The sequence below is a fragment of the Nonomuraea sp. NPDC049714 genome, from assembly GCF_044465295.1.
Taxonomy (GTDB): domain Bacteria; phylum Actinomycetota; class Actinomycetes; order Streptosporangiales; family Streptosporangiaceae; genus Nonomuraea.
Window position 1 is genome coordinate 424,532 of sequence record NZ_JBITLM010000005.1, and the last position, 24,866, is coordinate 449,397.

Below are 24,866 nucleotides of genomic sequence, written 5' to 3' on the forward strand. Positions count from 1 at the left end.
CTATTAGCTAAATAGGAGGTGGGAGCCATCCGGTCCCTCACATCACACCGACAAGCCCCCGCCCAGGGGATGGACCTGGCCGCGGCCGAGCTCGCGGCCGAGCGGTTCCTGGCCGCCCTGGGCATCGACACCGACGCGGAGAGTCTGCGTGAGACGCCTCGCCGGATGGCGCACGCCTACGCCGAGATGCTCACCGCGCGGCCCTTCGAGCTGACGACCTTCCCCAACGACGAGGGCTACGACGAGCTCGTGCTGGTCCGCGCCATCCCCGTCCGCTCGATCTGCGAGCACCACCTGCTGCCCTTCACCGGCGTCGCCCACGTGGGCTACCTGCCGGGCGAGCGCATCGTGGGCCTGTCCAAGCTGGCCAGGATCGTGGAGCACTTCGCCTGCCGCCCCCAGGTGCAGGAGCGCCTCACCAAGCAGGTCGCCGACTCGCTCCAGGACCGGCTGGCGCCCAGAGGGGTCGGCGTGGTCATCGAGGCGGACCACAGCTGCATGACCCTGCGCGGCGTGCAGGCGCCGGGCGCCATGACGGTCACCTCGACCCTGCTGGGCACGCTGCGGGACGACGCCCGCTCCCGTGCCGAGTTCTTCGCCCTCACCGGCCATCCGAGCTCCACCGGACGCGGCTGACCCCCGGACGCCCCGCCCCGTCCAGCACTGCCGGACGCGGCTGACCCCCCGGACGCCCCGCCTCCGCCCGGCAGTGCCGGGCGGAGGCGGGGTCTTTTCTGTTGATTTTTCAAGAAAAATCGATGGGTGGCGCATGGTCGGCTGACAGGTCAGCAGAAAGCCACGACACTGGATTGATCGCGGTGGATGCGACACAACAGGAGAGGCTCTCGTGACAGAGGAATCGGCCATTCCCGACCCGGCGCTTTCCCCCAAAATCGACACCACCGTGCCGCACTCGGCACGGATGTGGAACTACTGGCTCGGCGGCAAGGACCACTATCCCGTGGACCGCGCCGCGGGCGACCAGTTCAGCGAGGCGTTCCCGGACATCGTCAACATCGCCCGCCTGTCCCGGCACCTGCTCGCCCGCATCGTGCGCCATCTCGCCGGCGAGGCGGGGGTCCGGCAGTTCCTGGACGTCGGCACGGGCCTGCCCACCGTGGACAACACCCACGATCTCGCCCAGCGGGTGGCCCCTGACGCGCGGGTGGTCTACGTGGACAACGACCCCCTGGTGCTGACCCACGCCCGCGCGCTGCTCGTCGGCACCCCCGAGGGCGCCACCGACTACGTCCAGGCCGACCTGCGCGAGCCCGAGGCGATTCTCGCGGCGGCGGCCAAGACACTGGACTTCGACCGGCCGGTCGCGCTGATGCTGATGGGCATCGCGGGCTACCTGCGTAACGACGAGGAGCCGTACGCGATCGTGGGGAGGCTGGTGGACGCCCTGCCCTCCGGCAGTTACCTGGCCATGTGGGACGGCGTCAACGTGGTCACCGGCGACGCCCTGGAGCAGGCCCAGGAGAACTTCAACGAAGGGGACGGCGCGCCCGCGCCCTACACCCTGCGCAGCCGCGCGGAGTTCAGCGCCTTCTTCGACGGGCTGGAGCAGGTGGAGCCGGGCATGGTGTCCATCCCGCTGTGGCGGCCGGACCCCGACCCGTTCGCCTCGCCGGCCGAGGTCGACGCGCTGTGCTGCGTGGCACGCAAGCCGTAGGACCTAGAGCGAGGCCATGAGCTCGCGCAGGATCGCGGGGGTGTCGGTCGCGGGGCGGGCGTGCAGGCCCAGCTCGTTCATCAGCTGCTGGTACGGATCGACGTCGGACTGCTTCGTGAGGTACTGGGCGCTCGCGATCTGCTCCAGGTAGACCACGTCATTCACCTCCGCCTCGGCGAAGCGGAGGATGGTGATGGAGCCGACGCCTCCGACGTTGCCGCCGTAGTCGAGCGGGAGCAGCTGGATGGTGATGTGCGGCTGTTCGGCCAGCTCGGCGAGGTGGGCGAGCTGGGCGCGCATGACGGCGGTGTCGCCGACCTTACGGTGCAGCACCGACTCGTCCATCACCAGCCACAGCCTGTGCGAGGTGGGGGGCGTGAGAATCCGCTGGCGGCGCATCCGCAGGGCGACCCGGGGCTCGACGTCGTCCGGCGAGTCCTCGTGGATCCGGCCGAGGACCGCGCGGGCGTAGTCCTCGGTCTGCAGCAGGCCGGGCACGAACTGGACCGCGTAGGCGCGGATCAACGCCGCGTCCTGCTCCAGCCCCAGATAGGCGTCGAACCAGTCGGGCACCGCGTCCCGGTACTCGTGCCACCAGCCCACGGCGTTGGCCCGCTCGGCCAGGATGAGCAGGGCCGAGCGCTCGGCCTCCTCGACCACCCCGTAGAGGGTGAGCAGGTCGGCCACGTCGCGGGCCTTGAAGGTGCTGCGGCCGAGCTCGATGCGGCTGATCTTGGAGTGTGAGCTCCGGATGGCGTATCCCGCGGCTTCGCGGGTGATGCCCTGTGACTCGCGCATGCGGCGCAGTTGGGCGCCGACGAGGATACGCAGTGCCGTCGGCCCGGACTGGTGGGGATCCTTACCGGTATTTTCGGTCAGATCGCCCATACTCCGAGCATTCGGCATATGCGCTCCTATATCGGCAAAATTGACGGTCTAACCTTCGGTAATCCTGCCACGCCGCCCGGCTGGAATGCCACGACCATGCCAGCATGACCGTTGCACTTTCATCTACCGCTTCGGCGCCAATACCCTGACCTCCTTTCCGCAGGAGCGGGAGCGGCCCCGAAGGCGTGTGGTTTCGGTAGCCTTGCCTGGTTTGAGACCGACCGAATCCTGCAACAGAAGGGACCGGACACGTGCTCGACGACGCCGGCCTCCAGCCGCTCCGCGATGCCGCCCGGCTGTCCCCGGACAACCTGCCCCTCCGGCAGCTCCTGGCCAACCAGCTCCTGGCCAAGGGCTACCTGGCCGAGGCCGAGGCCGAGTTCCGGGCCGCGCTGGTGCTCGCCCCCAAGGACGTGAGCATCACGACGGGGCTGGCGGAGGCGTTCGTCCGGCAGAGCGCGCACGGGGCCGCGCTGGCGGCGCTCGAACCGTTCCTGGTCACCCCCGGCTATCCGCCCCCGATGGGCGTCATCGCGGCGCGGGCGCTGCTCGCCGAGGGCGACCTCGCCGCCGCGGCCTACCGCTATCACGAGGCGGTCTCCCGCGATCCGTCCGTCGCCGACGCCGCCCTGGCCGCCAGGCTGGCCACCCCACCGGCTCCCCATCCGACACCGGCGCCGGCTGCTTCGCCGTACACGAACCCCACGCCCCCGGCCCCACCGGCCGGCCCGCCCGCGCAGCCTGCCGCGCCGTACGGGACGGGCGGGGGGTATCCGGCGCAGGCCGACGGGGCGAGTGCTGAGGTGGAGCGCTCCGGCACGACGTTCGCCGACGTGGCCGGCATGGAGGCGGTCAAGGAGGCGCTGCGGGTCAAGCTCCTGCTGCCGGTCCAGCAGCCCGAGCTGTTCGCCGCGTTCGGCAAGCGCGCCGGTGGCGGAGTGTTGCTGTACGGGCCTCCGGGAGGCGGCAAGACGCACCTGGCCAGGGCCGCCGCGGGCGAGCTCGGCGCGTCGTTCGTGAACGTCGGGCTGGCCGACATCCTCGACATGTACATCGGCTCCAGCGAGCGCAACCTGCGGGCCACGTTCGACCTGGCCCGCCGCAACCGGCCGTGCGTGCTGTTCTTCGACGAGGTCGACGCCCTCGCCGCCCGCCGCTCCGACATGCGCCAGGCGCACAACCGGCAGCTCGTCAACCAGTTCCTGGCCGAGCTCGACGGGGTGGACCAGAACGCCAACGAGGGCGTCCTGGTGCTGGCGGCCACGAACGCGCCCTGGTACATCGACGTCGCGTTCCGCCGTCCCGGCCGGTTCGACCAGCTGGTGTTCGTACCGCCGCCGGACGCCTCCGCGAGGGCGGCCATCCTGCGCATCCTGTGCCGTGACAAGCCGCTGGCCGAGATGGACTTCGACGCGGTTGCGCGGATCACCGAGCACTTCGTCGGCGCGGACCTCAAGGGCGTGGTGGACCGGGCGGTGGAGGCCAAGCTGCACCAGTCCATCAGCGCGGGCCGCGCCATCCCGCTGGAGACGCCCGACCTGCTGGCCGCCGCCCAGGCCGCACGGCCCACCTCCGTACGCGAGTGGTTCGCGACCGCGCGCAACTACGTGATGCACGCCAACGACTCCGGCGCCTGGGACGAGCTGATGCCCTGGATCAAGGGCGGCAAGGGCAAGTGGTAGCGGTCTCCGACGCGATCGAGCGGGCGCGCACGCTGCTGGAGCTGCGCCGCCCGGCCGACGCCGAGCGCGAGCTGCGCGGCCTGCTCGCGCAGAACCCGCAGCACAGCGCCGCGCACTCCTTCCTCGCCCTCGCCCTCCTGGAGCAGGGCGATCCGGCCGACGCCGTCACCGAGGCGTCCGAGGCGGTGCGGCTGGCGCCCGACCACTGGTTCCCGCACTACGTGGCCGGGCACGTGCACTACCGCGAACGCCGGCCCGACCTGGCGATGGCCGCCGTCCAGGCGGCGCTGGCGATCTCACCCGAGCACGTGCCCACCTGGACGCTGCTGGCCCGCACCCACATGCTGACCGGCCACTGGCGTGAGATGGCCGACGCGGCACGTCGCGGCCTGGCCATCGATCCGGAGGCCGCCGAGCCGGCGAGCCTGCTGGCGCTGGCACTCGTCGCGCTGGGCGAGGCCGAGCCGGCCAAGGCCGCCGCCGCGCAGGCCGTACGACTGGACCCGGACAGCGCCACCGCGCACCTGGTGTACGGCCGGGCGGCCCTGGCCTTCGGCGATCCGCGCGAGGCGGCCGACGCCTTCCGTGAGGTGCTCCGCCTCGACCCCGGCTTCGACCAGGCCAGGGAGCTGCTCGTGGCGGCGCTCAAGCGGCGCAACCCGCTCTACCGGTGGCTGTCGCGGTTCCAGAGCAGGTTCCGGGGTGGCTGGTGGCTGGTGTTCCTGCTGCCCGCCGTGCCGCCGGTCATCATCGTCTTCGTCCTGATCGCGCTGCTGCACTGGGCGGCGTGGATCGCCGAGTCGTGGACCACGCTGCGACTGGCCCGCGCCAAGGCCACCCGCCTGCTGTTCGAGGGGGCCGAGTCGCGGGTGGCCCTGCTGTGCTGCTGCCTGCCTGCCCTCGGCGCGGCGCTGCTCACCCTCGGGATCACGCTCGGACAGGACGCGCTCGGCACCGGTGGCGTGGCGGTCATGGCCCTGGTCACGCCCGTACAGGAGGCCGCGCACACCGGCTCGGCCCGCGCGCGGGCCGTCCTGTACGGCTGGACGGGCCTGCTGGGGCTGGCCATCGTCGCCTCGGTGGCCCTGGGCTCCGTGGGCCCCGCGCTGCTGAGCGTCTACGCGGCGCTGGCCACGATCTGGGTGGCAGCGGGTGTCCGGCGCGTGTTCCGCAAGGAGCGAGCGCCGTTGTGAGCATCCTGTTGCCCGGGAGCACCGCTTGTCCGGGAGCACCGCTGACGGTCACGGCCGCGTCTGGCACATGGCGAACGTGACGGACTCGGACCTGACGACCGGCGCGGTGATCCGGAAGGTGACCCGGTGCGTGCCGTCCTGCGGTCGCAGCATCCTCCTGGAGGGCACGTAGTCGCTGCGGCTGCCCGACGGCAGCCGGGACGAGCCGCGCTCGATGACCTTTCCGTCGTGGAGCCACTGATAGGAGTACGGCGCGGCAGGCTTCGTCGCGTCGATCCCGACGCCGAAGTTCATCGATCCCGTGTAGCACGTCACGCCATCAGAGTCGATCTTGGATGAGCCCTGGACGCGTACGTAGGCCAGGGAGAACGAGGCGGTCGCCGCCTTCTTGTTCGGACGGGCGCGCGACGGCGTGGGGGTGGCGCGTGGCCCGGTCGTCGGCCGGGTCTTCGTGGGGCCGGGCGTGGCGGTGCGGCGTGGCCGCGTGGTCGGGCGGTTGGTCTTCGCTCTCGGCTGGGTGGTCGCGCGCCTGGTCGCGGGCGTCTTCGGCGCCCCCTCCCCGGTCGTCTCGTCCTCGGTCGTCTCGTCCCCGGCTGTGTCGTCCCCGGCTGTGTCGTCCCCAGCCGTCTCCTGCGGGACGGTCGGCGATTCGCCGACGTGCGCGGCGAGCTGCGGGGTTCCCCTCCCGCCGGTCGAGGACGCGTTCCAGATGATCGCGGCGGACGCGGACAGGGCGATGACCGCGGCGGACCCGGCGATCAGCAGGGCCCGCGCCGGCCGGCGGCGGACCGGTCGCGGACCGGCGGTGAGCCGCGCCAGCACGTCCCGCATGGCCGGGCGGACGGTGGGGTCCTTGGCCAGGCAGTCGTGCACGACCGAGCGCAGCGGCTCCGGCAGGTCGCCCAGCCACGGCTCGGCGTACATGACGCGGCCTGTGACGGCAGGCACGGAGTCGTCGCCGAACGGCGGCGTGCCCGTGGCCGCCGAGGCGACGACGCAGCCCCACGCGAAGACGTCGGCGGCGGGCCCGACTGCGGAGCCCGCGAGCTGCTCGGGGGCCAGATAGGCCGGCGGGCCGACGACGCTGCCCGGGACTGAGGGGTCGGCGACACGGTCGAATCCCGTTCCGGTGCCAGTGCCCGTGCCCGTGCCGGTGCCGGTGCCGGTGTGGGTGGCCGTGTCGAAGTCGGTGGCCGGGGTCCGGGTGTCACGGGGGTGGGCGAAGTCGGCGACTCGCGGGCCGTCTCTGCCGAGCAGGACGTCGGCGGGTTTGAAGCTCCGGTGCGTCAGGCCCGCCTGGTGGATGGCGGCCAGCGCGGTGGCCGTACTCACCGCCAGTCGTTGCAGGTCCGCGCCGGTGTGGCGGCCCGCCTGCGCCAGCGAGGGGCCGTCGACGTACTCACTGACGATGTACGCCCGCCCGCCCGTCGACGCGTCCAGCACCTGTGCGACGCAGAACGGCTCGACCCGGCGAGCGGCGGCGAGTGCCCTGGTCAGGTCGCCGGACACGCCCTCGCGCAGCACCTTGACGGCCACGAGCCGGTCGTCGGGGGCCTGGCCCAGGTACACGACTCCGTGACGGCCCGCTCCCAGCCGGCCGACGATCCGGTAGACCCCTACGGCCGTGGGGTCGCCTTCGCGTAGAGGTGCTGCGTTCGGCATGACCGGGGCGACTCCTGAGAAGATCGGGGATCAACCCCACGCACCTTAACGGCATGAGTCAGGACATGTTGTCACAACGTGCTGATTGTCGCCGACGGCGGGGCCTGCCCTGAGCGTCGGCTCCGGCCGGTCGCCCTTACCGAGGCGGTCGCCGAATGCCATGCTGGTATCAGGCCGATGGTCCCCGGATCGGGAGCAGGCATGTCCGTCACTGACCGTCCAGACGTCGACAAAGAAGCACTGCGCCGCAAATACCTGGAAGAGCGCGACAAGCGGCTCCGCCCTGACGGCAACGACCAGTATCTCCGGCTGACCGGGGAGCTGGCGCACTATCTCGACGACCCGTACACCCCCAGGACCGAGCGCGAGCCCAGGACCGACCACGTCACCGTCGCGTTCGTCGGCGGCGGCTTCGCCGGGCTCGTGACCGGCGCGCGGCTGAAGGAGGCCGGGGTCGACGACGTGCGCATCATCGACAAGGGCGGCGACTTCGGCGGCACGTGGTACTGGAACCGGTATCCGGGCGCGCAGTGCGACACCGCGTCGTACGTGTACATGCCGCTGCTCGAAGAGACCGGGCACATGCCGACGGAGAAGTACGCGCACGGCCCCGAGATCCTGGAGCACTGCCGGCGCATCGGCAAGCAGTACGGGCTGTACGACCACGCGCTGTTCCACACCGAGGTCCAGGACCTGCGCTGGGACGAGAGCCGCTCCCATTGGATCGTCCGCACGGACCGGGGCGACGACTTCACCGCCCAGTTCGTCGCCATGGGCATCGGTCCGCTGCACGTACCGAAACTGCCCGGCATCCCGGGCATCGAATCGTTCGGCGGGCACTCCTTCCACACCAGCCGATGGGACTACGGCTACACCGGCGGCGACCCCTCCGGCGCGCCCATGGACAGGCTGGCCGGCAAGCGGGTGGCCATCATCGGCACCGGCGCGACGGCCGTGCAGTGCGTGCCGCACCTGGCGCGGGCGTGCGAGGAGTTGTACGTCTTCCAGCGCACGCCGTCGTCCGTGGACGTCCGGGACAACCGGCCGACCGATCCGGGGTGGTTCGCGGAGATCGCAGAGCCCGGCTGGCAGCGGCGTTGGCTGGCGAACTTCACCGCCAACCAGAGCGGCGCGATGCCCGACGAGGACCTGGTGATGGACGGCTGGACCGACATCGCCAGTCGGGTGCGTTCGAGGATCATGGCGCTGCCCGCCGAGGAGCGGAGCCTGGAGCGGATGCTGGTGGCCTTCGAGGACGCGGACTTCGAGAAGATGTCGGAGATCCGGGCCCGGGTCGACGCCGTCGTCGCCGATCCGGAGACCGCCCAGCGGCTCAAGGCGTGGTATCGCCAGCTGTGCAAGCGGCCGTGCTTCCACGACGAGTATCTGCAGGCCTTCAACCTGCCCGGCACGCATCTCGTCGACACCGACGGCAAGGGCGTGCAGCGCCTGACCGAGACCGGGGTGGTCGCCGGAGGCAGGGAGTACGCCGTCGACTGCGTCATCTACGCCTCTGGCTTCGAGGTCGGCACCGCATGGACGCGGCGGGCCGGCTTCGACCTGACCGGGCGCGACGGCGTCAGGCTCTCCGAGCGCTGGGCCGAGGGGATGCGCACCCTGCACGGCATCCACACGCACGGGTTTCCGAACGCCTTCCTGGTGCAGCTGGGTCAGGGCGCGAACCTCGTCGCCAACATCCCGCACGACCTCACGGAGTCGGGGCGGACGATCGCCGCCGTCATCGGGCACGCCCTGGCTCACGGCCACCGCGAGGTCGAGGTCTCCGAGCAGGCCGAGAACGCATGGGTCGAGCTGCTCGGGTCGGGGACGGGCAGGATCCTGGGGGCGCCGGGCTGCACTCCCGGCTACTACAACAACGAGGGCCACGAATCCGGCCAGGCGACCGGGTTCCGGGTCGGTTACCCGCAGGGCGCGGTGGCCTACTTCGCCTACCTCGACCGGTGGCGCGAGTCAGGCGCGTTCGAGGGCCTGGAGTTCAGGGAGTGACGGGGTATGGACGACACGAGTGAGCACGACGGCGGCCCCCCGCCCACGCCGAGGGTCGCCCGGCCGGTGATGCACCACCGCTGGTCCGACATCACCTTCCTGCACTGGCGCTATCCCGCCGCGCTCATCCAGCCGATGCTGCCGGACTCCCTCACGGTGGAGACCTTCGACGGGACGGCCTGGATCGGGATGACGCCCTTTGTCATGGAGGACGTCCGGGCGGCGGGCCTGCCCGCGCTGCCGTGGCTGTCCCGCTTCCCCGAGACCAACCTGCGGACCTACGTGCGCGACGATCGCGGGCGCAGCGGGATCTGGTTCCTGTCGCTGGACGCCGGACGGCTGCCCGCCGCGCTCGGCGGTCGCGCCGGTTACGGCCTGCCCTACTTCTGGTCGGACATGTCCGTACGGATCGCCGGGGCGCTCACGCAGTACCGGTGCCGTCGCACCTGGCCGGGCCCCAGCGGCGCGCGCTGCGACGTGGACGTGGAGCGGGACACGGCGTCCTGGGACGGCGACGAGCTCGCGTGGTTCCTGACGGCGAGGTTCAGGCTGTTCACGAAGATGGCGAACCGGCTGGCCTCGGCCGAGATCGAGCACGAGCCCTGGCCGTTGCACCGCGCCGCGCTGATCCGCCTCGACCAGAGCCTGCTCCAGGCCGGCGGCCTGCCCGCGCCCGACGACGATCCCATCCTGCACGCCTCCCCTGGGGTGCCGGTACGGGTGGGCATGTGGAGCTGGTGAGCCCGGACACAGGAGAGCCGGCGGTGATCCGCCGGCTCCCAGTCTCGCCTCTTCAGCTGCTACCACCACCAGGACGACTTGCGCCAGCCCCAGCCGCCGCCCCAGCCGCCGCCCCAACCGCGACGACAACCGCACCTACGACGACGTCGACAGCCACCTCGGTGGTAGGTCGGGTATCCACTGGTGAGCATCTCGTCTCCCCCTTTCGGTTCTTCCAAAAGGGACACTAATGCCTATATCGCGATAAATCACGACCTGGACATCGATCAAAAAAGACTTGACTGGCGGCACTCGTAAGGAATAGCCCGTATTTGGTTACGGTAAAAGGCGCGTAACGTGCTATTCGTTTGTGTCAAAGCGCGCGATATCCCCGTACATAGTCAACGATGAATTCCTTGGGATATGGGCGCTCCCCCACCACAGGATCCCCCGGGAACTCATAGATGTTGAGCATGAGCTGCATCGGATAGTCCGGCGCCTGCGGCACGGTCCTGATGCGCCGGCCGTCCACGAAGAAGGACACCTGGCCGGGCTTCCACTCCGCCGCGTACACGTGGAAGTCGCGGGCGTCGATGGGCAGCGGCTCCGCGGTGAAGTCGTCGGTGATCGCCGGGTCGCCGAAGGGGTGGACGCCCATGCCGACGCGGGTGGTGTCCGGCCCGACGTCGCGGCCGAAGATCTCACAGACGCAGATCTCGGCCGAGCGCTCGGGCCGGTCCTCGTAGCCGATCATCCAGAGCGCGACCATGCTGCGCGGGTCGTCGGTCGCCTTGGCGCGCATCTCGATCAGGCCGTAGTGCGGGGTGTAGAGCCGGACGTTCCGCTGGGCCTCGCGGACGACCGCGCCGGAGTCACGCCCGTGCTGCCCGATGGTGCTGCCGACGGGTCCGGCGAAGACGCCGGTCTGCAAGGACGACACCCGGAGCCCGCCTTCGAGCTCCGGCGACCACGGCGGCTGATCCTCCTCGATCAGCAGGCGCAGCAGCCCGTCGCCGACCCGGTGGCGGGCGGCCGAGGATGCGGAGGTGGTCCACTGCGGCAGATAGTGAGCGACCCAGCGGGTCGCGTCGAGGCGGTCGCCCTCGAAGGTGTCCTCGAACTCCAGCTCGTAGCCGTCCTTGGTGACGTCGCCGGTCGTCACGAGGCCTTCATCTTCTTCACCACCCGGCCGTCACGGTCGGCCGCCAGATAGCCGGTGCGGTGGTACTCGTCGCCGACGTACACCATCAGCACTTCCTTCGTGCTACCGAACGTGAACCCGGAGTTCACGATGAGATAGCGCGTGGTGGGCTTGGAGATGCCCAGCTCCTTGTCCGCCCTGCGGATCAGGCCGGGCAGGACGTTCCAGTCGAACGTGCCGAGGTCCACCACCGACATGGTCGCGTTGATGGCGCCACCGGGCCCCTGGCGCGAGGCCACGCCCTCCCGATAGACGAAGTGGTCGTAGACGCCCTTCTTCCCCTTGACCGGGGCGTCGACGCTGGCATAGGTCGGGTAGACCACCATCCGGACGACCTTGGTGCCGCCGATCACCGGCTTGAGCGCCTTGATCATGGCTCGGGTCCCCGCGGGGGTCAGCAGGTTGACGGGCGCGTCGTCGGTGGGCTCACGGTCGTTCTCGGGGTCGTCGATATTCTCGGGGTCGTCGGCCGGCCCGGTCCTCTCCGAGTCCGACGGAGACTGCGAGCGGGACTCCGCGTCGGCGGACGACTCCAGGCCGGTCAGCCTGTCCTCGGGATCGCCGCCCGTCGGCTGCATCATCCCCCACACCAGCGCGCCGGCCGTCACGACGGCGGCGACCGCGGCGGCCGACACCCCGGCGATCAGGCCGCCCGCGCCCCGGCGTGGACGGCGTGACGGCATGGTGTGGGCGTGCGGGATCGGCTGCGGCGGGCCCCATCCTGGCGGAGGGGGCCCGGGTAACGGCGGGCCCCCCGCTGCCGCCGAGGCGAGCATGCGGTCCAGGCTGTCGGGGTCGGGGCGCGCGGGCGGGTGCCGCCTGAGCAGCGCCATCAGCACGGGCCCCAGGGGTCCGGCCCGCTCGGGCGGCGGCACGTCCTGGTTGAGCACGGCGGCCAGCGTCGCCATCGTGGTGGCCCGGCGCAGCGGATGACGGCCCTCCACGGCCACGTACAGGAGCATGCCGAGCGACCAGAGGTCGGAGGCCGGGTCGCCCTCGTAGCCGTTGATGCGCTCAGGCGCCATGTACTCGGGTGAGCCGATGAACGCGCCGGTCGCGGTCAGGTTGGTGAACTCGCGGATGGCGGCGATGCCGAAGTCGGTGAGCACCGACTGGCCGTCCTGGCGGAGCAGCACGTTGGCGGGCTTGACGTCGCGGTGCTGGATGCCGACGGCGTGAGCCGCCCGCAAGGCGGAAAGGACCTCGCGGCCGAGGCGGGCCACCTCTCCCGGCGCCATCGGGCCGTGGGCCAGCCGGTCCTGCAGCGACCCGCCGCTGACGAGCTCCATGACCAGCCACGGGTAGGCGTCGGGGCTTTCGTCGACGATGTGGTGGATGGTCACCACATGCGGATGGTTGAGGCGGGCCAGCGCCCGAGCCTCCCGCAGGACACGCTCCCGCAACTCGCGAACGGTGGCGGGGTCCTGCTCCGCCATCGCGGGGTCCGGGGGGCGGACCTCCTTCAGCGCGACTTCCCTGTGCAGTGCCGTGTCCCAGGCCCGCCACACCAGGCCCATGCCGCCGCCGCCGAGCCGCTCCACCAGCTCGAATCGGTCATCGATCACCCGTCTGTGCATTCCAGCAAGAGTACGCGTTCGGGCATGTTCAGGCGGATATCAATTGTCACTGGCGGTACACCAGTTCAGATCGGTAAAGACTGCCTGATCCAACCATTAAGTAGATGATCCACTTCGGCGGGTAATGATCACAGCGGATGATCCGAATCACCACCCGCAGGGGGCACCCATGTACAAACACGTCTTCACCACACTGACCGCGACGGTCGCCGGGCTGGCCCTGATGGCCGGCCCCGTTTCCGCCGACGACACCGCCGCCGCGCTGCCGTGCGTGGGCGGCACCCTCGTCTACCAGGCGCCACCGGCGACCGAGTCGGTGCTCGACGTCATCTCCGCCGAGGATCTGATGCAGGGCATGTTCGGCGCCGTGGACGAGAACGGCATCCTGGCCGAGGACTGGACCCCGGCCGTGTCGCTGCCGGAGGAGGACGACGTCGAGGCGTTCGCCCAGGGGCTGTTCGCCGACGTCGACGACACTCCCTTCCTGGCCGTGTACCGGCCGGATTCCGCGCCGGTCCCGGCCCTGTCCCGCGCCGTCGGCGTCGACAACCTGCTCCAGGGCGTCCTCGGCACCACCATGGCGGTCTGCGTGACCGGCACCGGCGTCGTCACGACCTCGCCGTACGGCACCACGCTCGTCGCGACGTCACCGTACGACGCCTCTGCCGTCACGACCTCGCAGTACGAGACCTCCGCGGTCACGACCTCGACCCGGTCTCAGTCGCTGTTCGCCACCCTCGGCGTCAACAGGCTCGTCGAAGGGATCGTCGGCCGCTTCACCCCGTGACGCCCCTGGTGCTTGAGGCGGAGCCGGCCAGGACGAGCGACCGGCTCCAGCTCGATCACGCGCGCGTCGCGCGGCACCTGGCGCAGGTCGTGGGTGATGAGGATCGTCGTCCGCCCCGCCATCAGCAGGCGCAGCGGCTCCATGATCCGCGCGGCCGAGACCTGGTCCAGGCCGGTCATCGGCTCGTCGAGCACGAGCACGGGGGCGTCGCGCAGGATCGCCCTGGCGATCGCGACGCGCTGCCGCTGACCTCCGGACAGAAGCCTGCCGCGCTGCCCCACCCGCGTGTCGTACCCGAACGGCAGCGTCTTGACGAAGTCGTGCACCCCGGCCAGCTCCGCCGCGCGGATCACCTCGTCCAGCGTGGCGGCCGGGCGTCCGTAGGCGATGTTGTCGCGCACCGACCCGGAGAACAGCAGCGTCTCCTGGTGCAGGATGGTGATGTTCGCGCGGAGCGAGTCGCGGGTCACGTCGCGGATGTCGGTCCCGTCCAGCAGGATGCGGCCGGCGCTCGGGTCGTAGAACCTCAGCAGCAGCTTGGCCAGGGTGGACTTGCCCGCCCCGCTCGGCCCGGTGCACACCAGCAGCTCTCCCGGCTCGGCGACGAACGACAGGTCCTGCAGCGCGAGCCGCCTGCGGCTGGGATAGCGGAAGCTGACGTGCTCGAACTCGACCCGGCCGCGAGCCCTGGTGGCGAGCGGCACGGCGGTGGCGCTGTCGGTGACGGCGGGCTGGGTGCCGAGGATCTCCATGACGCGGTCGGAGCCCGCCGCCGCCTCCGACACGGTGAGCGCGATCTCCCCCAGGCTCTGGACGGCCGGATAGAGCATCGCCAGGTAGGCGGCGAAGGCGAGCAGGCCGCCGAGGGTGAGCCGGCCGGCGGCTATCTCCCAGGCGCCGAAGCCGAGCACGACGATGAGGCAGATGGTCTCGAGCACCTGGACCGCGGGACCGTACAGGCCTGAGAGCCAGGCCTGGGTCAGGTTGGCGCGCAACCAGCCCTGCCCCGTGCGGTGCAGGCGCTGCGACTCGCTCTGCTGGCGGTTGTACGCCTGCACGAGCGACTGGTTGGCCAGGCCCTCCTCCAGGACGCTGTTCATGTCCCCGTTGCTGCGCCGCTCGCGCGCGGCCGCCGTCCTGAACCTGGACGCGAAGACCTTCGAGACCACCAGGAAGATGGGCACCAGCGCCATCGTGACCAGCGCGAGGTCCCAGCGGACGTAGAAGGCCGCGCCGGCGAAGAAGATCACGCTGGCGACCGTGGTGAACAGCTTCACCAGACCGGAGCCCATCATCTCCTCGATGGCCTCGATGTCGTCGGTGAGCCGGGCCATCAGGTCGCCCAGCCGCCGGTTCTCCGAGAAGTCCGGGGACAGCCGCTGGACGTGCGAGAACACCCGGTCACGCAGCCGCAGCAGGAAGCGCTCGGCGCCCACGGCCGTGGAGTACGTCCCGGCGAGCGATGCCATCCCGGCCACGATCGCCAGCGCCAGCCAGGAGAACGCCGGCCCCCAGAACGCCTCCAGGTCGCGAGTGGTGAGCACCTCGTCGGTGATGCGGCCGAACAGCCCGATCGCCGCGACCTCGCACAGGGCGGCCAGGATCGCGAAGAGCACACCGGCCACGAGCAGCCAGCGCAGGCCGTGGGTGTCGGGCCAGAACTCGCGGAACGTGCGGCGCAGGGAGACCGTCGGCGCGAGGGCCGGACGGTCTCCCCGGCCGGTGCTGGAGAACGAGAGCCGGCGGTGGGGCCGCCGGCTCTCAGCGTGTTCTCTTACCACCAGCAGCACCTGCGGCGGCGCCAGCCGCATCCACAGCGACGACGACGACAGCCGCACCCGCAGCCGGACCTGAAGCCAGTAGGAATGAGGTTCATTGCTTACCCCCTGTGTTGGAGCGTCGATTAGGACGCTAACCGCTATATACCCATAAACCACACCAAACACGTAAGCCAAAGAAGGCTTGACCCATATCGCCAGTTACGAAAGGGGGTTGCTGAATTCCCGTAATGGGCGGGTAAACAGCCAGGTGCTCGCGTTGACATCCGCTACCCGGACCTGACACGGGATACGGTACGGGGGTATAGTAGGCCGTATGGTCGGCTACACCGAGAACAAGCAGAACCACCAGCGGCGGCTGCGCCGCATCGAAGGCCAGGTGCGCGGCCTGGAGCGGATGGTCGAGGAGGACAAGTACTGCATCGACATCCTCACCCAGGTGTCCGCGACCACCAGCGCCCTGCAGTCTTTCGCGATCTCCCTGTTGGAGGAGCACCTGGCCCACTGCGTGGCCGAGGCCACCGTCAAGGGTGGCCCGGAGGCGGAGGCCAAGGTCAAGGAGGCGTCCGAGGCGATCGCCAGGCTCGTCCGCTCCTGACGATCCACGGCGGTGGCACGGGCGCACCGGCATCCTGCCGGAGGTCCCCGTGCCCTGGCCGCGTCAGTGCTTGAAAGCGTCCTTCACGTTCTTCGTCGCGTCCTTGGCCTTCTCGCCGGCCTGCTTGAGCTTGCTCTTGCCCTGGTCGGCGTGGCCCTCGGCCTCAAGCCGCTCGTCGTCGGTCGCCCGGCCCACACCCTCCTTGGCCTTGCCCTTCAGCTCTTCGGCCTTGTTCGAAACCTTGTCGTCGGCGCCCATGTTCGCCCCCATCGCTGTCTCGGATGAGCCCGTCCCCTATCCGAGTCCACCCGCGGAAAACCTCACCGGGCGGCGGCGCCGTAACCGGCGGCCTCCCTGAGCTGGTCACGTAGCCCGGCCAGGCGGGAGATCTCCGCGTTGAGCACCTCCAGCCGGCGCTCGATGATCACCGACGTCTGCGTGAACGCGCACTCCGGCGCCTCCCACGACGGCAGCGTGTCGCCGTCGAACAGAACCAGCGGATCTTCCAGACATCCGCGCACGTCTTCGACGGTCAACCCCATCGACAGCAGCCGGCGGATCAACCGAACCCTGGCCACGTCGCGGGGACCGTAGCGCCGCTGCCCGGTCGCGGTCCGCGAGGCCGACGGCAGCAGCCCCCGCTGCTCGTAGAACCGCAGTGCCCGAGGCGTCGTGCCCGCCGCTGCCGCCGCGTCACCGATCCGCATCCGCTCTCCCGTACGCATCCACGATGACGGTCCCGAGATGCCGCCCGTCGATCGTCTCCTGCAACGTCTGGATGGCCCGCTCTATGCCTGCCACGCGGACGTGCGGGAAGGTGATGGCCCCCGAGCGCAGCCAGCCGTCGAAGCGCTCGATCCACTCCGGCAGCGCGTCCGGATGGTCCTGGGCGACGAAGCCGAGCATCTGGATCCGCCTGATGATGAGCAGGCTCGCGTCGAAAGTGACCGGCGGCACCGTCGTGCCGATGTCCTCCGGGGACAGCTGCGCGGCCAGCGCTCCCACCAGGACGAGCCTGGCTTCGGGCCGGGCCGCCGCGACCGCCGCCTCCAGGTGGTCGCCGCCGACGGTGTCCAGCAGCACGTCGATGCCTTCCGGCGCGGCCTTGGCCAACTGGTCGGCGATCGGCTCCGCGCCACGGAGCAGCGCCGCGTCGTAGCCGAGCTCGGCGACCATCCTGGCCGCCTTCTCCGGTGACCCGGTGGTGCCGATCACCCGCCCCGCGCCCAGCAGGCGGGCGATCTGCCCGGCCATCACGCCGACCGCGGTCGCGCCACCGGTCACGAACACCGTGTCGCCGGACCGCATCCTGGCGGCCCGGGTGAGCGCGCCGTACGCCGTCCACCCCTGCGACAGGTGCGCGACCGGGTCGGACAGCGTGTCACCCAGCGGGGCGCAGGCTTCGGCGGGCACAGCGGCGTACTCACGCCAGCCCAGCCAGTGCGAGACCAGCTCACCCGTCCGCAGCGGACTTCCGGCGGGAGCCGAGACGACCTCCCCGACCGCCGGCCCCAGCAGCGTGTCGCCCGGCAGCAGCGTCGGATGTATCTCCGTGCCGCCGCCGATCATGGTGCGTAGCATGGCGGGGAAGACCTGGAAGTAGTGGTTCCTGACCAGGACCTCGCCGTCCTTCGGCACCGGCAGCGGCGTCTCGGTGACGACGAAGTGCTCCGGCTTCGGCAGCCCTACGGGCTTGCTGACGAGCCGGACTTCACGAGAGATGCGGGTCATGACGATCCTTCCGTACGGTTTCCGCGACGGTAACCCTTGACCCGCACGTCAAAGGCAAATCCCGGCCCTGGGTAGGGGGTGAGGATGGGACCGATCCGCATCCAGCGCGTCTACGACCACGAGACGCCGTCCGGCGCGGTGTTCCTCGTGGACCGCGTGTGGCCCCGAGGCATACGCAAGAGCGACCTGCGGCTCGACGGGTGGGCGCGCGACGCCGCCCCCTCGACGGAGCTCCGCCAGTGGTTCGGCCACCGCCCCGAGCGCTTCGCCGAGTTCGCCGAACGCTACCGGGCTGAGCTCGCCGAGCGTCCCGAAGCGGTCGAGCCCCTGCTGGAGGCCGCCGCGAAGGGCCCGGTGACGCTCCTCTACTCCGCCAGGGACACCGAGCACAACCAGGCCGTCGTGCTGCGCGACCACCTGCTGGATCTGATCTAGCAGCTGGTCAGGGCCGTGGGTCAGTCGGTGGCCAGGCGGGCGGGGAAGCCGCCCGTGGCGATGGGGCCCCAGCGTTCGATGTGCAGGCGGATCAGTGACTTGTCCTGGCGGCGCATGGCCTCGCGGTATTCGTCCCAGTCCGGGTGCTCGCCGGAGATGCACCGGAAGTACTCGACCAGCCCGTCCAGCGCCTCGGGCATGTCCAGAACCTCGGCACGCCCGTCGACCTGGACGTACGGACCGTCCCAGGTGTCCGACACGACGCAGATCGACACCCGCTGGTCGCGGCGCGCGTTGCGGGCCTTGGCGCGGTCGGGGTAGGTGGAGACCACGATCCGGCCGTCGCCGTCGACGCCGCAGGTGACGGGCGAGAGCTGGGGCCGGCCGTCGGCGCGGGTGGTGGACAGCAGGCCGTGGTGCCTCGGGCGCAGGAACTCGAGCAGTTCGGGCAGTTCGACGCGGTCAGCGGTCGCGATATTCGGGGCCATCTCAAAATGCCTTTCCGCCTGTGGTGATACGCCGATCCTGCCACGCCGGACGGGTGGAATCGGTGCCGTGTTGGGCGGATGCGTTGTGCGAGGTTACCTTGATCCGATAGTTCTGGCTCATGGCCATTGCGCGGTACGAGGGATGGTTGCTGGGCGGACGCTACCGTTTGGGGACCAAGCTGGGCTCCGGCGGCATGGGCACCGTCTGGCGCGCCCGTGACGAGCTGCTGGACCGTGAGGTGGCGGTCAAGGAGGTCACCGTCTCCGGCCCGCAGCGCGAGGAGCAGATCGCGCGCACCATGCGGGAGGCCCGCATCGCCGCCCGCCTGACGCATCCGAACATCGCGGCCGTGTACGACGTGGTGGTGGCGGACGAGCGGCCGTGGATCATCATGCAGTACGTCCCCTCCAGCAGCCTCGCCACCATGATCGCGAACCGGGGGACGCTGCCGGTCCCCACCGTCACCCGGATCGGGCTGGAGGTGCTGGCCGCGCTGCGCGCCGCGCACGCCGCGGGGGTCCTGCACCGCGACGTGAAGCCGGCCAACATCCTGCTCACCGGTGAGGGGAACGCGATCCTGACCGATTTCGGGCTCGCCACCACTCTGGACGAGGAGCACCCGGAGGCGAGCGTCGTCATGGGGACGGCCGCGTACATCGCCCCGGAGCGCGCCCGCGGCGCTCCCGCCACGTCGAGCTCGGACCTGTGGTCGCTCGGCGCGACGCTGTACGCGGCCGTCGAGGGCCGCACGCCGTTCGCCCAGAACAGCGAGCACGCCACCCTGAGCGCGGTGGTGACCTCCGCGCCCGCGCCGTTCGACAGGGCCGGGGAGCTGGCCCCGGTCATCAGCGGCATGCTGGAGAAGGACCCCGAGGACCGAACGGGTGCCGCGCGCGTTCAGGAGCAGCTGGAGTTCGTGGCGTCGCGGTACGAGCCGAAGCCGGACGTCGCCCCCATGCCGCAGGGCAGGACGCGTGACCTCCCTGCACGGCCCTCCCGATGGAGCGCGGCGTGCCGGCGGCTCGCGGCGCACCGGCGGGAGGCGGTCATCATGGCGGCTCTGGTCACCTGCGTGGTCACCAGCACCACCTGGCACGTCCAGTCACCGGTCCAGACGGCCGCGCATCCCACCGTCGCCAGCACACCGTCCCCCACCCCCACCGCCGCCGAGAAGACCGTGCACGAGGAGCGAACCGGCAGTGTCCGTGTCCAGCGCATGTCGCGGACGAAGGCCCCGGCGCACCGGCGCGAGCAGCCACGGGACGAGGCCACCGCCACCAGGTCGGACAGTTCCTGGGTCCCGCCGGGCCAGGGGAGAAAGAAGCAGGTCCCGCCCGGTCAGGCCAAGAAGTACAAGGGCTAGCCGATCAGGACGAAGCGCCCGGCACGACCCGGTACTTGAGGTGGGTCGTCGTGCAAGCCCACGTCGCCGCCGGCGCGGGCGTCGCCACCCTGCCCGGACTCGCGCTCCAGGCCCACCGCCGGCCCGACGTCCACGCCACCGAACGCACCGGTTTCACCCGCCGGCTCTCCACCGTCACCTCCGGCGATCCACCCGACCCGCCCGCCACCGTCGCGCTGGTCCAGGCCCTCCAGGACGCCGCCCGGCGGGACGTGCCCCCTACGTAGATTTGCCGATGCATTCCATGCCCCTGTTGCCTACTGTCTGCCGGGACCGAGCGCCGTCGGAGAAGGTGGGTCCATGCGCAGGCTGACCGTGTTGACCGGCTTCCTCTCCACCGTCCTGCTGGCGACGGCTCTTACCACGCCCGCCTCAGGCCAGGCGAAGGTGGGGACGAAGCCCCCACCCGGCGCGGCGGACGTCCGCTATCAGCGGGCCGTGTTCGCCGACGGCGCCTCCGACGGGACGGCCACCGACGACGGCCTGTCCTTCGCCGCCGCCACCGGCACCACCTCCTACACCGACGCGCTCGGCACCAAGAGCTGGGAGTACGCCCGGTGGACCGGCCCCGAGCGGGCGGTCGGCTTCCCCGCCACCGAGCTGATCGCCTCCTGGACCGCCGACCTCCCGGCCGGGAGCTGGATGCAGGTCGAGGCGCGCGCCCGCAACGACTCGGGACTGACCAAGTGGTACGTGCTCGGCCGCTGGGCCTACGGTGACGGCGACATCCAGCGCACCTCGGTGCCGAGCCAGCGCGACGCCGACGCGGACGTGGCCGTCGACACGCTCGTCGCGGCGAAGGGCAGGCGGATCAGCGCCTATCAGCTGCGGGTCACCCTCTACCGGACGCCCGGCTCCACCGTGACACCGCGCGTGCGCACCCTCGGCGCGATGGCCTCCCATGTCCCGCAGCGTAAGAAGGTCCCGGTCAGCCCGGCGGGCGGCGCCTGGGGGACCGAGCTGAACGTCCCGCGCCGCTCCCAGAACGTGCACCAGGGCCACTACCCGGAGTGGGACGGCGGCGGCCAGGCGTGGTGCAGCCCCACCTCGACCACCATGGTGCTCGGCTACTGGGACCGGTGGCCGAGCGCGGCGGACACCTCCTGGGTGAACCCGTCCGACCCCGATCCGGAAGTGGACCACGCCGCCCGCCACACCTACGACCACGCCTACGAGGGCGCCGGCAACTGGCCGTTCAACACCGCCTACGCCGGGCGGTACGGCGTGGACGGGTTCATCACCAGGCTGCGCACACTGACCGAGCTGGAGCGCCTGATCGGCGCCGGCATCCCGGTGATCACCTCGCAGTCGTTCAAGAAGGGCGAGCTGCCGGGCGCGGGCTACGGCACCGACGGTCACATCATGGTGGTCGTCGGGTTCACGGCGACCGGTGACGTGATCGCCAACGACCCCGCCTCGCCCAGCAACGCCGCCGTGCGGCACGTCTATCCGAGGGCCGCGTTCGAGAACGTCTGGCTGCGCGGCTCCAGCAGCGGCGGCGTCGCCTACGTCATCCACCCGCCGGGCCACGCCCTGCCCCCGACCACGCCGGGACTGCCCGCCAACTGGTGATTCGCCATACCCGGTCGTGACCAGAATTTAAGCCAGGTGCGCCATGCCGTTCCAGCGGCCGGGTGACCTCCGACGCGAGCATGGCTACGCAACGTTACGACTCGCGGCACCGGGCGACCGGCGTCGCCTCACACGGAGGTCAAACATGCTCAAGCGCACCCTTGTCATGCTCGCCACCCCCGGCCTGATCGCAGGCGGGCTCATCTTCTCGGCCGGGACCGCCTCGGCGGCCGCGGTGCCGCCGGTGGAGTGCAAGCTGTACACCAGCAACGCAACCTCGATCGCCAGCTGCCGCTACACCCGTGAGTACCAGCACTGGATCCGCTGCGAGAACGGTGACATCACCGCGGAGCTGACCGAGCAGTTCAACGGCAGGCGTAACCACCTGTCCTGCCCGTCCGGCTACGACCTGGTCAACCACGCCGTCGGCGTCTGACCGGTGCTTCAGTGTCGCCGCCACCTCAGTGAGGTGGCGGCGGCACGCGTTCCAGCAGCTTTTTCAGCAGCTTTTTCAGCAGGTCAGCGGGTGGGGTCGAACTCCCGCAGCGCCGCCGACAGCTTGCCGGTCGTGATCCGCTCGGCGAGCATCCGGCCGGTGGCCGGGCCGTGGGTGAACCCCCACATGCCGTGGCCGCCGGCGACGTAGATGCCGGGCACTGCCGTGGCGCCGACCAGCGGCCTGCCGTCGGGCGTGACGGGACGGGGGCCGACCCAGGTGTCGGTGCGCTCCTCCCAGGAGACGCCGGACAGCAGCGGCCGCGCGGACGCGATGATCGCCTCGACCCGCCGCTGGTAGAGCGGGGCGTCGGCGTCGCGGAACTCCATCGTGCCGGCCACCCGCAGCTTGCCCTGGTACGGCGTGCACGCCACCCGGACGGCCGGCAGGTAGATCGGACCGGCCACAGGCTCGTCCGTCGGCACGGTGAAGGAGTAGCCGCGCCCGGCGCGCACCGGGGTCCGGACGCCCCACGCCTTGCCGAGCTGGTTCAGCCAGGCGCCAGTGGCCAGGACGACGGCGTCGGCCCTGAGCGACTCCCCGGTGTCGGAGACGACCGTCTGCCCGCCCTTCTCGGAGCGTACGCCGCTCACCCGGAAACCTGCGCGGATCGTGGCGCCGCGAGCGGTGACGGCACTGGCCAGCGACTTGGTGAACGCGCCGGGGTCGACGTAGCGCTGCCCGTCCAGCCGGATGCCCGCCGTCGCCCGTGCCGAGAGCTGGGGCGCCTGCTCGCGCAGCTCGTCCCCCTCAAGGGCGGCGTACCGGATCTCCAGCCCGGAGTCGTTGATCCGCCGCAGCTCGTGCAGGAGCGACACGGCCTGCCGTACGCTCCCGAACGCCGCCATGATCGGGGCCTCGTTCGTGGGTGCCTCGACGCCGTTGGCGGCGAGCACGTCGAACGCCTCCAAGGCCTCCTCGTTGAAGGGCAGGTTCGCCTGTACGGCGCGGCCCCAGTCCTTCCAGTTGCAGTGCAGCGCGAACCGGGCCAGGAACGACCACAGGCCCACGTCGGGAGTGGCCGGGACGTGCAGCGGGGCGTCCCGGTCGAGCAGGGAGCGCAGGCCGTAGCGCAGGACACCGGGCTCGTTGAGCGGGATGGCGAGGCCGGGCGAGAGCCAGCCCGCGTTGCCCCAGGACGCGCCGGCGGCCACGCCGTCACGGTCCACCACGGTCACGTCCACCCCGCGCTCCTGCAGGAACCAGGCGGTGGACAGGCCCACCACACCGGCACCGATCACCACTGCCGTACGTGGTCCACCGTCGATAGCCATCGCCACTTCTCCGCTCTTTTCCGGGTATATGACGAGCATCACCCGTACGGGGCCGAAAGCAGCTGTAGGCGGCGGACAACCGGGAGATGAACCTTTGTCCCGCTACGACAAGCCTTGATCGACCGCGAGTGCGATGATCATCGCCAGCCGCTTCTCCGGGGCATCGAGCCGCAGGGTGGTGATCGCGGCCATCTTGCGCAGCCGGTAGCGAACCGTGTTCGGGTGCACGCCCAGGCGGGCGGCCGCGTCGCCCAGCTCGCCCTGCGCCTCCAGCCAGGCGCGCAACGTCTCGATGTAGCGGGTGCCGTGCTCGGCGTCATGCCTGGTCAGGTCGGCGACCGGGCCACGCGCCGGGGTGCGGCCCGCCGAGGCTGCCGCCCGCAACCGCTGCAGGAGGATCTCGTCCCACGACTCGTCGTACACGACCGGCTGGGCGCCGCCGCCCGGCCGGGCCGCGCGCAGGGCGAGGCTCTCGTCCGCCTCCTGCCTGCCCGCCGCGAGCTGCGCGGGCGCCGCGGGCCCGCCCACCCCGGCGAACACGGTCACCCGCCGAGGCAGCACGTTCACGATCGCGGCCAGCCAGTCGCGGGCCGGCGTGACGTCGTTGCCGCAGGGCAGCACCGTGTAGAGAGTGTTGCCGAACAGCGCGCTGCGCCCCGGCCGTGACCAGCCGAAGCCCGTGGTGGCGCGCTCGAAGGCGAGCAGAATCGCCGCGTGCCGTTCTTCACCGATGTGCGCCTGCAGCGCGATCACCCGGAACTGGCCTCCCGGCAGCCCGAGCCTGCTAACCAGCGCGGGGGCGTCGGCGGTGCCCTCCATGAGCTGGATGACCAGGTCGGACTCCACCTGCCGCTCCAGGTCGGCGCTGACCCGCGAGCGCAGCAGGTGCAGCGCCACCGCCCTGGCCCCGTCGCTGAGCACGGTCCTGGCCGTACCGGTCAGCGGGCGCTCGCACTCCACCCAGATCGACCCGAGCAGCTCCCGCCCGGCACGCACCGCCACCACCATCCGGCCGCGCAGCCCGTGCTCCGGTGCGGGCTCCACGAACAGCGGCTCCTCGGAGGTCGCCAGATGCGCGAAGACCCCCTTGCTCTCCAGCAGCCGGCGCATGCCGTCCGGCACCCGGCGGCCCAGGATCGTCTCCAGCCGCACCGGGTCGGCCGCCTGCTGCGAACCGGAGTAGGCGAGCACCCGCGACATCTGGTCCTCGATGGTCACCGGAGAGGCGAGCTCCCCGGCGAGCGTGTCGGCGAAGGAGAACAGGTCGGTCGGCCCCCGCCCCGCCTCGGTCTCACGCCCCTCCAGCACCAGGCCGTACACCACACCGAACAGCTGGCTCCAGGACACCTCGGGATCCACCAGCAGCACGGCGATCCCGCCGTCGCGAACGCTCTCCCCGATCGGCGCGCCCTCGCGCACCAGCACCACCACGGCCCGCGCCGCCCGCGCCAGCCGCACCGCCTCGTCCGCCGACTCCACCCCCACGGGCAGGAACACGTCCCCGCTGGCGGGCCGCGGATCGGCCGGATCGTGTACGACCACGCTGCGGAGCTCCACCTGCCGTGACACGGGGGCACTGAGCAGCCGGGCGCCATAGCCGCCGAGAACGTTCACCAACCGATCCAGCTTCAGCATCCACCGCGCCCCATCTGCCCCTGTCCTGGCGATACGTCGCAGCGTACAGGCAGGGTGACCACAG

At 71.1% G+C, this 24,866-nt stretch carries 24 protein-coding genes; 13 read left to right on the forward strand and 11 right to left on the reverse strand.

Annotation, left to right across the window (positions count from 1 at the left end; translation table 11 throughout):
- Positions 1-69 precede the first annotated feature (69 nt).
- Both folE and ACIBQX_RS22640 read left to right on the forward strand, forming a co-directional pair.
- The gene (gene folE / locus ACIBQX_RS22635) at positions 70-636 is read left to right on the forward strand and encodes a GTP cyclohydrolase I FolE (protein ID WP_397007497.1); all 567 of its coding nucleotides are present in this window, start codon (positions 70-72) and stop codon (positions 634-636) included.
- A 211-nt stretch (positions 637-847) separates the two neighbouring features.
- A complete protein-coding gene (locus ACIBQX_RS22640; RefSeq protein WP_397007499.1) occupies positions 848-1,675 on the forward strand; it encodes an SAM-dependent methyltransferase in 828 nt (275 codons plus the stop codon).
- Between the two features lie 3 nt (positions 1,676-1,678).
- On the opposite strand, the gene ACIBQX_RS22645 is transcribed toward ACIBQX_RS22640, so the two are convergent.
- Positions 1,679-2,563, reverse strand: coding sequence for a helix-turn-helix domain-containing protein (locus ACIBQX_RS22645; protein ID WP_397007501.1), 885 nt, complete (start codon positions 2,561-2,563; stop codon positions 1,679-1,681).
- Between the two features lie 251 nt (positions 2,564-2,814).
- Here ACIBQX_RS22645 and ACIBQX_RS22650 point away from each other — a divergent pair, with 251 nt between their 5' ends.
- Both ACIBQX_RS22650 and ACIBQX_RS22655 read left to right on the forward strand, forming a co-directional pair.
- Positions 2,815-4,245, forward strand: coding sequence for an AAA family ATPase (locus tag ACIBQX_RS22650; RefSeq protein WP_397007503.1), 1,431 nt, complete (start codon positions 2,815-2,817; stop codon positions 4,243-4,245).
- A complete protein-coding gene (locus tag ACIBQX_RS22655) occupies positions 4,239-5,438 on the forward strand; it encodes a tetratricopeptide repeat protein (RefSeq protein WP_397007505.1) in 1,200 nt (399 codons plus the stop codon). Before ACIBQX_RS22650 ends, ACIBQX_RS22655 begins: the two co-directional genes overlap by 7 nt.
- Before the next feature lie 48 nt (positions 5,439-5,486).
- Here ACIBQX_RS22655 and ACIBQX_RS22660 read toward each other — a convergent pair whose 3' ends face one another.
- Positions 5,487-7,100: a serine/threonine-protein kinase gene (locus ACIBQX_RS22660; protein ID WP_397007507.1), complete on the reverse strand. Its 1,614-nt coding sequence runs from the start codon at positions 7,098-7,100 to the stop codon at positions 5,487-5,489.
- 201 nt (positions 7,101-7,301) lie between these two features.
- Between ACIBQX_RS22660 and ACIBQX_RS22665 the strand changes: the two genes are divergently transcribed.
- Positions 7,302-9,107: a flavin-containing monooxygenase gene (locus ACIBQX_RS22665; protein ID WP_397007509.1), complete on the forward strand. Its 1,806-nt coding sequence runs from the start codon at positions 7,302-7,304 to the stop codon at positions 9,105-9,107.
- A 6-nt stretch (positions 9,108-9,113) separates the two neighbouring features.
- Positions 9,114-9,848 carry a YqjF family protein gene (locus tag ACIBQX_RS22670; RefSeq protein WP_397007511.1) on the forward strand — a complete coding sequence of 245 codons (735 nt, stop codon included), beginning with the start codon at positions 9,114-9,116 and terminating at the stop codon, positions 9,846-9,848.
- 352 nt (positions 9,849-10,200) lie between these two features.
- Here ACIBQX_RS22670 and ACIBQX_RS22675 read toward each other — a convergent pair whose 3' ends face one another.
- Together ACIBQX_RS22675 and ACIBQX_RS22680 are read right to left on the reverse strand one after the other, a co-directional pair.
- Positions 10,201-10,989 (reverse strand): glycoside hydrolase family 16 protein, encoded by a 789-nt coding sequence (locus tag ACIBQX_RS22675; protein WP_397007513.1) that lies wholly within the window; start codon positions 10,987-10,989, stop codon positions 10,201-10,203.
- Entirely contained in the window at positions 10,986-12,605 is a 1,620-nt protein-coding gene (locus ACIBQX_RS22680; RefSeq protein ID WP_397007515.1) for a serine/threonine-protein kinase, read from the reverse strand. Before ACIBQX_RS22680 ends, ACIBQX_RS22675 begins: the two co-directional genes overlap by 4 nt.
- 169 nt (positions 12,606-12,774) lie before the next feature.
- Here ACIBQX_RS22680 and ACIBQX_RS22685 point away from each other — a divergent pair, with 169 nt between their 5' ends.
- Positions 12,775-13,392 (forward strand): hypothetical protein, encoded by a 618-nt coding sequence (locus ACIBQX_RS22685; RefSeq protein ID WP_397007517.1) that lies wholly within the window; start codon positions 12,775-12,777, stop codon positions 13,390-13,392.
- Here ACIBQX_RS22685 and ACIBQX_RS22690 read toward each other — a convergent pair.
- The gene (locus ACIBQX_RS22690) at positions 13,323-15,230 is read right to left on the reverse strand and encodes an ABC transporter ATP-binding protein (protein WP_397007519.1); all 1,908 of its coding nucleotides are present in this window, start codon (positions 15,228-15,230) and stop codon (positions 13,323-13,325) included. The genes ACIBQX_RS22685 and ACIBQX_RS22690 overlap by 70 nt on opposite strands.
- A 256-nt stretch (positions 15,231-15,486) precedes the next feature.
- Here ACIBQX_RS22690 and ACIBQX_RS22695 point away from each other — a divergent pair, with 256 nt between their 5' ends.
- Positions 15,487-15,768, forward strand: a complete 282-nt coding sequence (locus ACIBQX_RS22695) for a metal-sensitive transcriptional regulator (RefSeq protein WP_397007521.1) — start codon at positions 15,487-15,489, stop codon at positions 15,766-15,768.
- Between the two features lie 63 nt (positions 15,769-15,831).
- Here the strand turns inward: ACIBQX_RS22695 and ACIBQX_RS22700 are convergent, their stop codons facing one another.
- The 3 genes from ACIBQX_RS22700 to ACIBQX_RS22710 form a co-directional block, all read right to left on the reverse strand.
- Positions 15,832-16,026, reverse strand: coding sequence for a CsbD family protein (locus ACIBQX_RS22700; protein WP_327107529.1), 195 nt, complete (start codon positions 16,024-16,026; stop codon positions 15,832-15,834).
- Positions 16,027-16,088: 62 nt separating this feature from the next.
- Positions 16,089-16,475 carry a MerR family transcriptional regulator gene (locus ACIBQX_RS22705; protein ID WP_397007523.1) on the reverse strand — a complete coding sequence of 129 codons (387 nt, stop codon included), beginning with the start codon at positions 16,473-16,475 and terminating at the stop codon, positions 16,089-16,091.
- Positions 16,462-17,499 (reverse strand): MDR family NADP-dependent oxidoreductase, encoded by a 1,038-nt coding sequence (locus tag ACIBQX_RS22710; RefSeq protein WP_397007525.1) that lies wholly within the window; start codon positions 17,497-17,499, stop codon positions 16,462-16,464. Before ACIBQX_RS22710 ends, ACIBQX_RS22705 begins: the two co-directional genes overlap by 14 nt.
- A gap of 84 nt (positions 17,500-17,583) precedes the next feature.
- On the opposite strand from ACIBQX_RS22710, the gene ACIBQX_RS22715 reads away from it, so the two are divergent.
- Complete coding sequence (locus ACIBQX_RS22715) at positions 17,584-17,934, forward strand: DUF488 domain-containing protein (RefSeq protein ID WP_397007527.1); 351 nt, start codon at positions 17,584-17,586, stop codon at positions 17,932-17,934.
- Positions 17,935-17,954: 20 nt separating this feature from the next.
- Here ACIBQX_RS22715 and ACIBQX_RS22720 read toward each other — a convergent pair whose 3' ends face one another.
- A complete protein-coding gene (locus tag ACIBQX_RS22720) occupies positions 17,955-18,422 on the reverse strand; it encodes a PPOX class F420-dependent oxidoreductase (protein ID WP_397007529.1) in 468 nt (155 codons plus the stop codon).
- Between the two features lie 119 nt (positions 18,423-18,541).
- On the opposite strand from ACIBQX_RS22720, the gene ACIBQX_RS22725 reads away from it, so the two are divergent.
- The 4 genes from ACIBQX_RS22725 to ACIBQX_RS22740 all read left to right on the forward strand — a co-directional run bounded on the left by ACIBQX_RS22725 (position 18,542) and on the right by ACIBQX_RS22740 (position 21,833).
- A complete protein-coding gene (locus ACIBQX_RS22725) occupies positions 18,542-19,786 on the forward strand; it encodes a serine/threonine-protein kinase (RefSeq protein ID WP_397007531.1) in 1,245 nt (414 codons plus the stop codon).
- Positions 19,787-19,836: 50 nt separating this feature from the next.
- A complete protein-coding gene (locus tag ACIBQX_RS22730) occupies positions 19,837-20,052 on the forward strand; it encodes a hypothetical protein (RefSeq protein WP_397007533.1) in 216 nt (71 codons plus the stop codon).
- Between the two features lie 73 nt (positions 20,053-20,125).
- Positions 20,126-21,397 (forward strand): C39 family peptidase, encoded by a 1,272-nt coding sequence (locus tag ACIBQX_RS22735; protein WP_397007535.1) that lies wholly within the window; start codon positions 20,126-20,128, stop codon positions 21,395-21,397.
- A 145-nt stretch (positions 21,398-21,542) separates the two neighbouring features.
- Positions 21,543-21,833 (forward strand): hypothetical protein, encoded by a 291-nt coding sequence (locus tag ACIBQX_RS22740; protein WP_397007537.1) that lies wholly within the window; start codon positions 21,543-21,545, stop codon positions 21,831-21,833.
- Positions 21,834-21,916: 83 nt separating this feature from the next.
- Here the strand turns inward: ACIBQX_RS22740 and ACIBQX_RS22745 are convergent, their stop codons facing one another.
- Both ACIBQX_RS22745 and ACIBQX_RS22750 read right to left on the reverse strand, forming a co-directional pair.
- Positions 21,917-23,167, reverse strand: a complete 1,251-nt coding sequence (locus ACIBQX_RS22745) for an NAD(P)/FAD-dependent oxidoreductase (RefSeq protein WP_397007539.1) — start codon at positions 23,165-23,167, stop codon at positions 21,917-21,919.
- A gap of 102 nt (positions 23,168-23,269) precedes the next feature.
- Positions 23,270-24,802 (reverse strand): PucR family transcriptional regulator, encoded by a 1,533-nt coding sequence (locus ACIBQX_RS22750; protein ID WP_397007541.1) that lies wholly within the window; start codon positions 24,800-24,802, stop codon positions 23,270-23,272.
- Between the last annotated feature and the right edge of the window lie 64 nt (positions 24,803-24,866).